Genomic DNA, 13,540 nt, shown 5'->3' with positions numbered 1-13,540 from the left:
CAGCGGGAGTTCCCGCCGCCAGCCGTGGAAGCTTACGCAGCGCGTAAAGCCATCGGCACAAGAATTACTTGAGCTCGACGCTTGCGCCCGCTTCTTCCAGCTTCGTCTTAGCTGTTTCAGCGTCTTCCTTGGCCATGCCTTCTTTGATGGTCGCCGGTGCGCCGTCAACGGCACCCTTAGCTTCCTTAAGGCCAAGACCGGTGATCTCACGTACCGCTTTGATGACGTTAACTTTCTTGTCACCAGCAGAGGTCAGCACCAGGTCAAATTCGGTCTGCTCTTCTTCAACAGCCGCTTCGCCGCCACCAGGGCCAGCCACAACAGCTGCCGCGGCAGTAACGCCGAATTTTTCTTCCATTGCTTCGATCAGCTCGACAACTTCCATGACGGACATGTCGGCTACAGCATTGATGATATCGTCTTTGGTCAGTGCCATTGTTTCATTCCTAACTTTGCGGGAGTCTCGGTTTGCCGACGACTCGGGATTCATTGCTCGGTTCAAGCAGCCTCAGGTTGCGCAGAAAAAGCGTTTAAGCCGCTTCTTCTTTCTGGTCGCGCAGGGCAGCCAGTGTGCGAACCAGCTTGCCAGCGGAGGCTTCTTTCATTACCGACATCAGCTTGGCAATTGCTTCATCGTAAGTCGGCAGGGTTGCCAGACGGTCGATGTCAGCAGCCGGAATCAGCTCACCTTCGTAGGCCAGCGCTTTGACTTCGAAGTCTTTGTCGTCTTTGGCAAACTCTTTGAACAAACGAGCGGCAGCGCCCGGATGATCAGTCGAGAAGGCCAACAGAGTTGGACCCACGAAGCTCTCGGTCAGGCATTCCCACTGGGTGCCTTCGAGGGCGCGACGCGCCAGGGTGTTGCGGACAACACGCAGCTGGACGCCATTCTCACGTGCCTGCTTACGCAGATCGGTCATCTTGCTGACCGTCACACCGCGAGAATCGGCAACTACGACGGAGAGTGCGTCCTTGGCCGCTTCACTGACCTCGGCAACAATCGCTTTCTTGCCTTCAAGTGCTAGTGGCACAGTGATCACTCCTTCGTGCCGAAACCTGTTATAAGTCTCGGTGGTTACCATCTCTTCCAGGTGATCAGTCGATCAACGCTGGAAGCCTTAGGGATGGTGCTCACCAGAAAGCGGTTAGCTAAAAAGCGTTACCAACTGGCGGCCACACCATCTGCGCAGGCGCTTTGAGCAATTAAGCCACACTTTTCAGCATCTACTGCATACATCCAAAGTGCGGCACCTGCGGTCTTTGACGGTGCCCCGGCATGACCGAGGGACCGCAAAGTTATTGCTCGGTTGTTGCTAAAACCTCACGAACACCCGCTTATACGTAAGCAGAATGATCGATAGTCAAACCCGGGCCCATGGTAGTAGACAGGGTGACTTTCTTAAAGTAGATACCTTTCGACGTACTCGGCTTGAGACGCTTCAGGTCAGCGACAAGCGCTTCAACGTTGCCGTTGATAGACGCCGCATCGAAGTCCACTTTACCAACTGTCGTGTGGATGATGCCGTTCTTGTCGGTACGGAAGCGCACCTGACCCGCCTTGGCATTTTTAACCGCCGTCGCCACATCGGGCGTAACGGTGCCAACTTTCGGGTTAGGCATCAGGCCGCGCGGCCCCAGAATCTGGCCCAGCTGACCAACAACGCGCATGGCGTCCGGAGAGGCGATAACGACGTCAAAATCCATCACGCCTTTCTTGACCTGTTCGGCCAGATCGTCCATGCCCACAATGTCCGCGCCTGCTTCTTTAGCGGCATCGGCATTGGCACCCTGGGTAAAGACCGCAACGCGCACATCTTTGCCCGTGCCGTTAGGCATGACAGTAGCGCCACGCACTACCTGGTCTGATTTACGCGGGTCAACACCCAGGTTGATCGCCACGTCGACAGACTCCTTGAACTTGACCGTCGACAGCTCGGAGAGAAGAGCGACAGCTTCTTCAAGGGAATAGACCTTGTTGGTGTCGACCTTTTCACGAATCTGCTTGGCACGCTTGGTAAGTTTCGCCATGATTAGAGACCCTCCACGTTGAGGCCCATGCTACGGGCACTACCCGCGATGGTGCGGACCGCTGCGTCCATGTCAGCCGCTGTCAAATCCGGCTCTTTGGTTGTGGCGATCTCTTCAAGCTGTTCGCGTGTCACCGTACCGACCTTCTTCTTGTTCGGCTCGCCTGAACCCGACTTGATGCCGGCTGCTTTCTTCAGCAGCACAGCCGCCGGCGGCGTCTTGGTGATGAACGAGAAGCTGCGGTCAGAGTAGACCGTAATCACGACAGGCGTCGGCAGACCAGGCTCGATATCCTGAGTCTCTGCGTTGAACGCCTTACAGAATTCCATGATGTTCACGCCGTGCTGACCCAGTGCCGGGCCGACGGGCGGACTTGGATTGGCTTTACCTGCAGCAACCTGCAGCTTGATGTAAGCCTGTACTTTCTTGGCCATCGTTTTACTCCAGTTGGGTGATAACGCCTTTCGGCTCCCCGGTAACAGCCAGATGACGACATCGTCACCTGACACGAATCAAATCAAGACATGGCGCAGCACGAACGCCTGACGGGACACACCCGCCAGGGTATCGACTGCTATTCTTTCTCTACCTGCGCGAACTCGAGTTCGACAGGCGTTGCACGCCCGAAGATCAGCACACTGACCTGCAGACGGCTCTTCTCGTAATTGACTTCTTCCACAACGCCGTTGAAATCAGCAAAGGGACCGTCAACCACACGAACAGACTGGCCCGGTTCAAACATGTGCTTGGGCCGTGGCCTGTCGGTGCCGTCTTTGACACGACGCAGAATGGCATCAGCCTCCCGCGTGGTAATGGGCGCTGGCTTTTCCTTGGTACCGCCAATAAACCCCATTACACGGGGCGTTTCGTTTACCAGGTGCCAGGTATCGTCGGCCATTTCCATTTCGACAAGCACATAGCCGGGGTAGAACTTGCGCTCGCTCTTGCGACGCTTGCCGTCACGCATTTCAACGACTTCTTCAGTCGGCACCAGAATCTCGCCAAAACGATCTTCCACGCCGTACATCTTGACGCGCTCAATCAAGGAGCGCATCACGTGCTTCTCAAAGCCGGAATAGGCGTGAACGACGTACCAACGTTTGGACATGCAAGCTCCTAACCAATAACGCCGGACATCGCCCAGCCAAGAAGAGTGTCAATCAACCAGAGCATCAACCCAACCACCAGCACAGCAACAAGCACAATCGCCGTGGTTTGAATGGTTTCAGGGCGAGTTGGCCATACAACGCGCTGAATCTCTTTCTTAGCGCTTATTGCCAGCTCTACCAACTCACGCCCCTTGGTCGTGGTAAGTGCCAGCAGACCAGCTGCGACACACAACACCACGACGCCCAGCACGCGGTAGATCAGGCCAATATCGGCAAAATAGGTATTACCTACAACGGCAACGACAAGCAACGCAATGACTGCAGCCCACTTGAGCCCGTCATGGCGCGACTGTTGCACCTCAGCGCCATGTTTTACAGAACTCGGCTTCATAAAAACGAGACTCCTCAGGGTGCAGCAAGCGACAAAGGAATTCTTGAAAAAGACATACCAATCTGGGGAAGATTGGCAGGCCAGGAGGGAATCGAACCCCCAACCTGCGGTTTTGGAGACCGCTGCTCTGCCAATTGAGCTACTGGCCTATATCAATATTTACGTAGACAAGCTCTCCAGCCTACGCAACAGCGGGCGTCATAATAGCGGACAAAAAGCCGCTTGACAACCCTTGCTCACGCCAACCACTTTCATCAAGCAACTGGCGGCAGCGACAAAAAAAAGCGAGCATCGCTCGCTTTTTTGAATATGGAGCTCATGGACGGATTTGAACCGTCGACCTCACCCTTACCAAGGGTGTGCTCTACCCCTGAGCTACATGAGCCAAGCACCTATACAACTCAGTACCTAACTGGAGCGGGCGGCGGGAATCGAACCCGCACCATCAGCTTGGAAGGCTGAGGTTCTACCATTGAACTACGCCCGCGCAACTTGCTTCAGAATGATCATCCGCAGCGCGCCTAGTCGTGATATTGCCCGCTTCCGGCTTTCATTCTACGGCATCGACACTTGTCGCTGACGCTTGAAACTGGTGGAGAGGGAAGGATTCGAACCTTCGAAGCTTTCGCGGCAGATTTACAGTCTGCTCCCTTTGGCCACTCGGGAACCTCTCCAACTAAGGCGGCACATTATGCCAAGCTCCAAAGCCATGTCAAGCTCACTTTGACCTTCAGTGACCGCAACAACCTTTGGCTTCAACAACATAGGATTTATTACCCTATACTTGCTGGCCGCATGCCTTGGAACGCGCTGCATTCTGTCAAAGCAGCATGGAGAATGCAAGGCCCGCACGAATTTTTTCCAATGATACCGGCTCCGGAACACGCGGGGCGCCCGCCATCTTACCCGCGCGTTCGGCAAAGGTGAGCGGGAAACGCGCTTCAAGCCCGCCATAGACCATATCAGGCCACACCGCGTGGGGCACCTGCACCCCCCGCGAGACCACGCGGGCGTCGCCACCCGTCAGCAGCATTGGCAGGGCCACGCCTTCCTGATCGCACACCTCGCTGTAGATGCGGTTAATGGCACTCACTGCCGCCATGTAAATGCCATGGTTCACAGCGTCGACCGTTCGCCGCCCTGGCTCCAGCAGAGCGTCCGCTTCGCTTTCCGGGTCAATGGCCACGTTCCGCGTTCCCAGCTTCAGGCTTTCCTTCATCAGGCGCAGCCCGGGTACAATAAAGCCACCCAGGTGCTGTCCGCCTGGCAGCACGAAGTCGATAGTGATGGCACTACCACAGTCTACCGCACAGCAGCCACCCGCGAGCTGATAGCCCGCCAGCGCACCCAGCCAACGGTCGACACCTAATCTTTCGGGCTCTTCGTAGCCGTTGACCACGCCCAGTGCTTCGGCAGTTGAACGGGCAACATGGACATTCCGCACCCGCCGACGCAGCAGCCCCACGGTCTCCTCTAGTACGGCCGCCCGGGCAACACTGGAAATGCGCACAGCTTCGACCACGTCGAGGTCGGGTATATCAGCCCCGGGCCGCCATTCCTCACGTGTCCACACAGCGCCCCGTGACCGTATCTCACTGCTGTCAGCGTCTTTCAGGCGCCACTTGGACAAGGTATTGCCAATATCTAGATCTAGAATCATAAGCGCCTACGTACGCTGATTTCACCGCCCGACAAGCGCTTTGACTGCCCTGATGCCGTTACCCACAGGCTGCCGCTATCGTCCACATCGCACGCGACAGCCTCGTAAACCTGACTACCCTGAGTGACGCGAATGGGCTGGTCAGCATAAGCATGCCGCTCATTCCAGGCCGCGCGCCAGGATGCAAACCCTTGTTGTTCAAACCCCGCCAGCATGGCGAGCAGCCCCGCCACAACATCCGCTGCCAGCTGGTTACGGGAAAGCGACGGCAAGTCATCAAACAGTGCCGCTACCGGCTGTTCAATGGCGTCACGCATTGCTTCGGGCAGCGAGAGGTTCATACCCATGCCTATCACGACCTCGCACGGGCCGGCCGCGTCCCCGGTCACTTCCACCAATATACCCGCCAGCTTGCCCAACTCATCGCTGTCGCGCTCGGGCAGTAAAATATCATTGGGCCATTTCAGCCGAGGGGCGACACCATGCTGTTCAAGCACCTGGGCAACTACCACGCCAACGGCCAGGCTCAAGCCTTCCAGGGCATTGACACCCGCTTCAAAGCGCCAGCCAACCGAGAGCATCAGGCTTTGCCCCCAGGGCGTTGTCCATACCCGCCCTCGTCGACCACGCCCCGCCGTTTGCAGCTCGACCAGACACACCTCTGCGTGGCCAGCCCCCTGCTCAAACCGCTCACGCAGGTAGGCATTGCTCGAAGGCAGTTGGTCTTCGACAAACAGGCGGGCAAGGTGATGGCGAGCCGAGGCGGGAAGGCGCTCCACGATTTTTGCTCCGACAAGCGGCTCCAACGGCTGGGCGAGGCGATAGCCGCGCCCCTTGACCGCCACCAGCGACACGCCGAGCGCCTCTAACTTTTTCAGCTGCTTCCAGACGGCAGCGCGTGAAACGCCTAGCGCCTCGCCCAATTGTTCACCGGAATGAACCTCGCCATCACTTAGCAGCCGCATCAGGTTGCCGATGCTCATGTCCTTGCCCCATCTGGGAAAACGTCTATCTTACCGGATGCGCCAGCAGCGCGAAAACTACTGCCCAAAGTTAATCTATTGATGCCTTGCACAATACAGTGCTGGTAGTAGACCGCACCGAGACCCTATAATGCCGCCCTATTTTTCTAGCAGGATCGCGTCGTGATCGAGAATCTTCGCAACATTGCCATTATCGCCCACGTTGACCACGGTAAAACTACCCTGGTCGATAAACTTTTGAGCCAGTCCGGCACGCTCGACCGCAAAGCCGAAGGGCAAGAGCGGATCATGGACTCCAATGACCAGGAAAAGGAGCGTGGCATCACCATCCTGGCCAAAAATACGGCGATCAAGTGGCAGGACGGCAACGGCACTGACTACCACATCAATATCGTGGACACGCCCGGACACGCCGATTTCGGCGGTGAGGTCGAGCGCGTCATGTCGATGGTGGACTCGGTATTGCTACTCGTTGACGCCGTTGATGGCCCGATGCCGCAGACCCGCTTTGTTACCCAGAAAGCGTTTGACCGTGGCCTGAAGCCTATCGTCGTGGTCAACAAGATTGACCGCCCCGGCGCGCGCCCCGACTGGGTGATCGACCAGATCTTTGATCTGTTTGATAACCTGGGCGCTTCCGACGACCAGCTCGACTTCCCGATTATCTATTGCTCTGCCTTGAACGGCATTGCCGGCCCCGACCCGGAAGAGCTGGCAGACGACATGTCCCCCATGTTCCAGTCGATTGTCGATATCGTCGAGCCGCCCAAGGTCGAGAGTGACGGACCGTTCCAGATGCAGATTTCAGCACTGGACTACAACAGCTACGTCGGCGTCATCGGCCTCGGCCGCATCAGCCGCGGCAGCGTCAAGCCGAACCAGCAGATTACCGTGGTAACCAAGGAAGGCCAGTCACGCAAGGGCAAGATCGGCCAGGTAATGACCCATATGGGCCTCGATCGCGTACAGACCGACGAAGCCACTGCAGGCGATATCATCTGCATCACCGGCATCGAGAATCTGGCGATTTCCGACACCCTGTGCGACGTGAACGCCGTCGAAGCGCTGCCGCCGTTGACCGTTGACGAGCCGACAGTCTCGATGACCTTCCAGGTCAACGACTCGCCGTTTGCTGGTAAAGACGGCAAGTTCGTGACCAGCCGCAATATCAAGGACCGCCTGGAACAGGAACTCATCCACAACGTGGCGCTGCGCGTTGAACAAGGCGAAACGCCGGAGAAATTCAAGGTCTCCGGGCGTGGCGAACTGCACCTGTCCGTATTGATCGAATCCATGCGTCGTGAAGGCTTTGAGCTGGCCGTTGGCCGCCCCGAGGTGATCATCCGTGAAATCGACGGCGAACAGCAGGAGCCCTACGAAGAAGTCATCATCGACTGCGAGGAGCAGCACCAGGGCGCCATCATGGAAGAGCTTGGCTACCGCAAGGGTGAAATGACCAACATGAATCCGGACGGCAAGGGTCGCGTTCGCCTGGACTTCATCATCCCGGCGCGTGGCCTGATCGGCTTCCGCGGTCAGTTTTTGACCCTGACCTCGGGCACCGGCATCCTGACCAGCCGCTTTGACCACTACGGCCCGCTGAAGCCGGACGCCTCGATCGAGCGTCGTAACGGCGTCATGGTGTCGATGGTCGATGGCAAGGCACTGGCCTATGCGCTTTACACCCTTCAGGAACGCGGCAAGCTGATCGTCGACCACGCCACCGAAGTCTACGAAGGTATGCTGATCGGCATCAACAACCGTGCCAACGACATGGTGGTCAACCCGACCAAGGGTAAAAAGCTCGATAACATGCGCTCAACAGGTAACGATGAAAATATCGTGCTGACGCCGCCGATCAACTTCACCCTGGAGCAGGCCATCGAGTTCCTTGACTCCGACGAGCTGGTGGAAGTAACGCCGAACCATATTCGTCTGCGCAAGAAGCTGCTCAAGGAAAACGAGCGCAAACGCTCCAGCAAGAAGTAAGTTCTCGAAGCCCGCTTAGCAGCGGGCTTTTTTTTGCCTGCCACACCCCTGACATGTTGACCACGCACGTTTGCCAAGGGGTTCCCCCAACGCAACCTTAACGGTTACTCGCTGGAAAGCCGCTGCGGTGTAGCGCAAAGTAGCGGTATCCCCGACACGGGAAATCATTTTATTATCGAATTCATACAAACGTTTTGATCATCACTGCCGTCAAGGAAACCCATGACCCCGCTTATCGAGGTTCAACAGGTCAACAAGGCCTTTGGTGGCCTGCAGGTCATCAACGACTGTTCTATCCACGTCGAGAAAGGCTCGATTACCGGCATGATCGGCCCTAACGGCGCGGGCAAGTCGACGTTATTCAACTTGATGGCCGGCGCGTTACAGCCCGACAGCGGGCGTATCCTGCTGGAAGGCGACGATATTACCGCGCTCAGCGCGGATCAGCGCTTTCATAAAGGCCTGCTGCGCACCTTCCAGATTGCCCATGAGTTCACCCACATGAGTGCTCTGGAAAACCTGATGATGGTCCCCCCGGCGCAGGCCGGGGAAAACCTGTTCACGACCTGGTTCAAACCCGGTCTGGTGCGCCGCGAGGAAGCCGAAGTGCGCCGACGCGCGCTTGAGGTGATCGACTTTATCGGCCTTCACCATGTGCGCAATGAGCTGGCTGGCAACCTGTCCGGCGGCCAGAAGAAACTGCTGGAACTGGGCCGCACGATGATGACCAACGCCAAGATCGTGCTGCTCGATGAAATCGCCGCTGGCGTCAACCGTACCCTGCTCGGCGACCTGATAGGCAATATCGAACGACTCAATCGCGAAATGGGCTATACCTTCCTGGTTATCGAACACGACATGGACATGATCGCCCGGCTTTGCGATCCGGTCATCGTGCTTGCCCAGGGTCAGGTCATGGTTGAAGGTCACATCCAGGATATCCAGAACAATCCCGAGGTCATTGAGGCCTATTTCGGTGCCGGAGCAGCGTGACGGATGAAGGCGCCGAGCTTATTTAAATGCCACAAGCAATCAGTTGGCAATCAACAAGAGACTTTTCCACCATGCCTTTAATCGAAGCGCGCGACGTTTATGGCGGCTATGGCGGCATGAATATCCTCAATGGGGTGGACATGTCCCTGGAAGCTGACGAAGTCGGGGTGATTGTAGGACCGAACGGGGCGGGTAAATCGACGCTGCTGAAAGCGATCTTCGGGCTTCTGCACGTCAATCAGGGTGACATTCTGCTCCATGGCAAGCCCATCCAAAATTTACCCCCCCACCAGTTGGTTGAGCGCGGTATGGGCTTTGTCCCTCAGGAAAAGAACGTTTTCCCGAGCCTCACCGTGCAGGAAAACCTGGAGATGGGAGCCTTTCTGAAGCCGCAGAACGTGAAACGCATGCTGGGTCAGGTTTACGAGTTCTTTCCGCCCCTGCAGGAAAAGCGTCATCAGCCGGCGGGGGAGCTATCCGGAGGGCAGCGCCAGATGGTCGCCATGGGCCGCGCGCTCATGGCCGAACCCAGCTTGCTGCTGCTCGATGAACCCACCGCCGGGCTTTCCCCGCTCTACATGAACGAGATTTTTGACCGCGTTAAGCATATCAACGCGGCTGGGGTAGGCATTCTGATGGTCGAACAAAACGCCAAGCAAGCACTGGCCATTGCCGATAAGGGCTTTGTGTTGGCAGCAGGCCAAAACCGCTTCACCGATACCGGCGCGGCACTGCTTGCCGACCCGGACGTGGCAAAAAGCTTTTTGGGCGGATAGTCCAGGGGACAATAACGTGAATGAACTGGTTTTCTTTGTTAACAACGTCGTGATCGCCGGTAGCGTGACGGGCGCCATCTACGCCATTGGGGCGATCGGCGTCACGTTGATTTTCAGCATCATGCGCTTTGCTCATTTTGCCCACGCCGACGTGATGACCTTTGGCGCCTTCATGGTGTTGCTGCTCACCACCGCATTTCCTGGCGTCGGCATCAGCATCGGCGTACCCACGGCAATCGTCATGTTGCCTATTGCCATGCTGCTGACCGCCTTCCTGGCAGTGGGTATTGATAAAGCGTTTTACAAGCCGCTGCGCGCTCACGGGGTGAAGCCCATTGTCATGGTCATCGCCTCGCTGGGGGTCACCTTGATTCTACAGGGCCTGATTCGCTTGTTCTCAGGGACAGGCGGCCAAGGCTTGTACGTTGACGATCGCAAGGCGATTTTTCGCATGCTGCCGTTTGAAAACGTTCGTGTACCGATCGTGATTACCGAGCCGCAAATTTATCTATTCGTGATCACCCTGGTGGCGGTGATCGCCCTGCACCTGTTTTTAAGCCGCTCGCGGCTCGGTAAAGCCATGCGGGCAATGTCTGACAACCCCGAACTGGCCCAGGCTTCGGGCATCAACACCAACACCATCGTCGCCGTCACCTGGGTGATTGCCGGCGGGCTTGCCGCCATTGCCGGCACGCTGCTGTCGCTGGACGTGACGTTCAAGCCCGACCTGAGTTTCTTCCTGCTGCTACCCATTTTCGCCGCCGCCATCGTTGGCGGCGTCGGCCACCCCTATGGCGCGGTCGCCGGGGGCTTCGTGGTCGCTTTTGCTGAAACCCTGGCGGTGTTCAACTGGGCCGTGTTGCTGCGCCCCTTCCGCGATAGCCTGCCCACCTGGCTCGAGCTGCCGTCCAACTTAGCCTTCGTGGGGACCGAATATAAAATCGTCGTGCCGTTTTTCATTCTGGTCGCCATCCTCGTTTGGCGACCCACCGGCATCTTTAAAGGCAAGGTGATCTGATGGCTGATAATAACTACACCCCGCAGGATGCAACGCCCAAGGCGTCGCGGCTGCCGCTACGCGAACTTTGCCTGTTCGGCGCACTACTGTTGACCATTGTCGGCGTTTATGCAGCGATGGGGGCCGCCTACAGTACCCGCATGCTGGTCGAAGCGGCGTGTTACGCCGTGCTGGCGCTGGGGCTGACCATTCAATGGGGCTATGCGGGCCAATTCAATGCTGGTGTCATGGGTTTTGTCGCCTTGGGCGGTGTCAGCGCCATGTTGTTCAGCGTGCCGGTCAACGACGCTTTCTGGAACAGCGAACTGCCTGCCGAGCTTGGCAAGGTATTGCTGTATGCCATTGGGGCCACACTGCTGGTCGTGGCCGCCACCAAGCTCACCCGGCTGGGCGTTCCCAAACGGGTGCGTACCGTATTCGCTGTGCTGCTCGCCATCGTTCTGTATATGGTGGTCATCAGTTTGTTGCGCGACGTCACCGCGGATATTGAGTCCCAGGCAGACTTCGTCGGCGGGCTTGGCTTGCCGCCCTGGCTCGGCTGGATCTTTGGCGGTGCGCTGGCAGGCGTCGTGGGCTACTTCATCGGCCATGTTTGCCTTGGCCTGCGCAGCGACTATCTGGCCATCGCCACACTGGGTATCGCCGAGATCATCAAGGCATTCCTGAAAAATTCAGACTGGCTGACCCGCGGCACCGCGACGGTTTCGCCACTGCCCTGGCCAACGCCCGGGCCGGCAGAATTGGGGTTTACCCTTTCCCGGGCGATATACCTGTCGCTGACGGCGGTGATCATTGCCGGGATCTTCTTTCTGCTCCATCAGGCTTACCATGCCCCCTGGGGGCGTATGATCCGCGCCATTCGCGACAACGAGATATCGTCGGCGGCCATGGGCAAGGATATCAACAAGCGGCGCCTCGAGATTTTCGTCCTCGGCTGTATCCTGATGGGCATCGGCGGCGGGATGCTAGCCAGCTTCAACAGCTTGTTTGACCCCAACGGTTACCTGCCGCTCAACCATACCTTTCTGGTTCTGGTCATGGTGATTCTGGGTGGACCAGGCAACAATCTGGGCACCATTTTTGGCGCCGTCGCCGTATATATCATCTGGATCATGTCGGAACCACTGGCGCTGTACCTGATGGACCTCGCCGTGGCTTTCGGTAACGTTGCCTTCGACTGGCAGGCCCCTGCCAACATCGACAGTCGCGCCCTCCAGGCAAGGGTCTTGGTGATTGGTGTACTGGTAACGCTGGTATTGCGCTTCGCGCCTAAGGGACTGCTGCCAGAGCGCGTCAAGTACCACGACTGAACAAAAAACCGCCCCAGCGACTGGCCGGGGCGGTGGATGTGGCTCAGTTGACGCCGCTGACTGCTAGTCGGCGAGTTCGCCTACCCGTTTGAACTCGCCGTCTTCAACGGTCATTTCCACAACGATACCGGGCACGTCGCCGCTTTCGTTGAACTCATGGCTGCCTGAAGCACCTTCGTAGTTAATCTCTTCTCCCTGGGCAATCAGCTCCACGGCCTTCTCCCACTCGCCGGGCAAAATGGTTTCACCGGGTGCTGTCGCCACCGAGCGCAATGCCTCTGATAACCCTTCACGCTCGGCGTTACCGTTCTGCTCAATGGCCAGTGCCACCAGAAACGCTGCATCATAGGCCTGGGCGGCAAATACCGCTTCAGGGTCGATTCCTTCAGCTTCGGCGGCTTCAATGAAGATATCCGTGCCGGGCAGTGCCGGGCTACCTGGGCGGGTTGCGATCATGCCCTCAAGCACACCAGCGCCTACGGCTTCGACGAGGCTGTTGCCCACCATGCCGTCAGCACCGACGTACTGGGTGAATACACCGCTTTCTGCCGCCTGGCGCAGCACGGTCTGGCCCGATGTATCAGCATAGGCCAGTACCACTAACGTTTGTACACCGGTCGACGACAATATGCCCAGTTCAGAGCGGTAGTCGGCACGATTGTCTTCGTGGGCGAGGCTTTCCACCACGCTACCACCTTCCGCTTCAAAGGTGGTGGTAAAGGCGTCGGATAGCCCCTGTCCATAGTCGTTATTGACGAAGGTCACGGCGACTTCTTCGATGCCTTTATCGATCAGAAGCTTAGCCAGCATTTCGCCCTGGAAGGCATCAGAAGGCACAGTGCGGAACACCAGATCATTATCGTCAAGCTCGGAGACCGCCGGCGCGGTAGAAGCGGGGGATACCATGAGCACACCGCCGGGGATCGCTGCATTATTGGCCGCGGCAATGGTGGCACCGGTACACAGCGCACCGACGATGGCGGTGACATCTTCGGAATTGACCATACGGTCCGCCGAATTCGAGGCGGCCGATGCATCAGAACAGGTGGTATCGCCCGACGGCATTTCCAGCGTCTGGCCGCCCAGAAGACCGCCCTGTTCATTGATCTGCTTGACCGCCAACTGCGCACCGTCAAAGATTGGCGGTGTCAGGCTCTCGATCCCCCCGGTAAAGCCCCCCAAAAAGCCCACCTTGACCTGAGCCTGGGCCGCACCTGCCAATGCCAGTGAAGAAACGGCCACGGCCGTGGCAATTATGCGTTTATTCATCATGTTATCAATCG

General features: G+C 57.6%; 14 protein-coding genes and 4 tRNA genes. 5 read left to right on the top strand and 13 right to left on the bottom strand.

The annotated features are described in order from the left end of the window. Window positions 1–64: 64 nt before the first annotated feature. From rplL to R3F64_RS08960, 12 genes are all read right to left on the bottom strand, one after another. Complete coding sequence (rplL, locus tag R3F64_RS09015; RefSeq protein WP_066318605.1) at window positions 65–436, bottom strand: 50S ribosomal protein L7/L12; 372 nt, start codon at window positions 434–436, stop codon at window positions 65–67. 94 nt (window positions 437–530) lie between these two features. Beyond that, the gene (gene rplJ, locus R3F64_RS09010) at window positions 531–1,031 is read right to left on the bottom strand and encodes a 50S ribosomal protein L10 (protein ID WP_066318608.1); all 501 of its coding nucleotides are present in this window, start codon (window positions 1,029–1,031) and stop codon (window positions 531–533) included. 304 nt (window positions 1,032–1,335) lie between these two features. After that, window positions 1,336–2,028, bottom strand: a complete 693-nt coding sequence (gene rplA, locus R3F64_RS09005) for a 50S ribosomal protein L1 (RefSeq protein WP_066318611.1) — start codon at window positions 2,026–2,028, stop codon at window positions 1,336–1,338. A gap of 2 nt (window positions 2,029–2,030) precedes the next feature. Next, complete coding sequence (rplK, locus tag R3F64_RS09000; protein WP_085917609.1) at window positions 2,031–2,462, bottom strand: 50S ribosomal protein L11; 432 nt, start codon at window positions 2,460–2,462, stop codon at window positions 2,031–2,033. 140 nt (window positions 2,463–2,602) lie between these two features. Next, on the bottom strand, window positions 2,603–3,136 hold the full coding sequence (nusG, locus tag R3F64_RS08995) for a transcription termination/antitermination protein NusG (protein ID WP_066318615.1): 534 nt from the start codon (window positions 3,134–3,136) through the stop codon (window positions 2,603–2,605). An 8-nt stretch (window positions 3,137–3,144) separates the two neighbouring features. Continuing rightward, window positions 3,145–3,528, bottom strand: coding sequence for a preprotein translocase subunit SecE (secE, locus tag R3F64_RS08990; RefSeq protein ID WP_085917608.1), 384 nt, complete (start codon window positions 3,526–3,528; stop codon window positions 3,145–3,147). Between the two features lie 73 nt (window positions 3,529–3,601). Then, window positions 3,602–3,677 (bottom strand) — tRNA-Trp (locus R3F64_RS08985). Between the two features lie 161 nt (window positions 3,678–3,838). Further along, a tRNA-Thr gene (locus R3F64_RS08980) sits at window positions 3,839–3,913 on the bottom strand. Between the two features lie 28 nt (window positions 3,914–3,941). Further along, window positions 3,942–4,015 (bottom strand) — tRNA-Gly (locus R3F64_RS08975). Window positions 4,016–4,118: 103 nt separating this feature from the next. Next, a tRNA-Tyr gene (locus tag R3F64_RS08970) sits at window positions 4,119–4,202 on the bottom strand. A gap of 146 nt (window positions 4,203–4,348) precedes the next feature. After that, on the bottom strand, window positions 4,349–5,188 hold the full coding sequence (locus tag R3F64_RS08965) for a type III pantothenate kinase (protein WP_085917607.1): 840 nt from the start codon (window positions 5,186–5,188) through the stop codon (window positions 4,349–4,351). Further along, a complete protein-coding gene (locus tag R3F64_RS08960; RefSeq protein WP_332610994.1) occupies window positions 5,185–6,171 on the bottom strand; it encodes a biotin--[acetyl-CoA-carboxylase] ligase in 987 nt (328 codons plus the stop codon). The genes R3F64_RS08965 and R3F64_RS08960 overlap by 4 nt, the downstream gene beginning before the upstream one ends. 162 nt (window positions 6,172–6,333) lie before the next feature. Between R3F64_RS08960 and typA the strand changes: the two genes are divergently transcribed. The 5 genes from typA to R3F64_RS08935 all read left to right on the top strand — a co-directional run bounded on the left by typA (window position 6,334) and on the right by R3F64_RS08935 (window position 12,257). Next, the gene (gene typA / locus R3F64_RS08955; protein WP_085917605.1) at window positions 6,334–8,160 is read left to right on the top strand and encodes a translational GTPase TypA; all 1,827 of its coding nucleotides are present in this window, start codon (window positions 6,334–6,336) and stop codon (window positions 8,158–8,160) included. Window positions 8,161–8,382: 222 nt separating this feature from the next. Then, window positions 8,383–9,153 carry an ABC transporter ATP-binding protein gene (locus R3F64_RS08950; RefSeq protein ID WP_085917604.1) on the top strand — a complete coding sequence of 257 codons (771 nt, stop codon included), beginning with the start codon at window positions 8,383–8,385 and terminating at the stop codon, window positions 9,151–9,153. 71 nt (window positions 9,154–9,224) lie between these two features. Further along, window positions 9,225–9,929: an ABC transporter ATP-binding protein gene (locus R3F64_RS08945; protein ID WP_085917603.1), complete on the top strand. Its 705-nt coding sequence runs from the start codon at window positions 9,225–9,227 to the stop codon at window positions 9,927–9,929. A gap of 16 nt (window positions 9,930–9,945) precedes the next feature. Continuing rightward, entirely contained in the window at window positions 9,946–10,947 is a 1,002-nt protein-coding gene (locus tag R3F64_RS08940; RefSeq protein ID WP_085917602.1) for a branched-chain amino acid ABC transporter permease, read from the top strand. Next, window positions 10,947–12,257, top strand: a complete 1,311-nt coding sequence (locus R3F64_RS08935) for a branched-chain amino acid ABC transporter permease (protein WP_085917601.1) — start codon at window positions 10,947–10,949, stop codon at window positions 12,255–12,257. The genes R3F64_RS08940 and R3F64_RS08935 overlap by 1 nt, the downstream gene beginning before the upstream one ends. Window positions 12,258–12,320: 63 nt before the next feature. On the opposite strand, the gene R3F64_RS08930 is transcribed toward R3F64_RS08935, so the two are convergent. Next, the gene (locus tag R3F64_RS08930; RefSeq protein WP_085917600.1) at window positions 12,321–13,529 is read right to left on the bottom strand and encodes an ABC transporter substrate-binding protein; all 1,209 of its coding nucleotides are present in this window, start codon (window positions 13,527–13,529) and stop codon (window positions 12,321–12,323) included. Window positions 13,530–13,540 lie beyond the last annotated feature (11 nt).

Source organism: Halomonas sp. 5021, assembly GCF_036663435.1.
GTDB lineage: Bacteria > Pseudomonadota > Gammaproteobacteria > Pseudomonadales > Halomonadaceae > Vreelandella > Vreelandella janggokensis.
The sequence above is the reverse complement of the archived record's forward strand: the minus strand, read 5'-3'. Positions and strand labels throughout refer to the sequence as shown.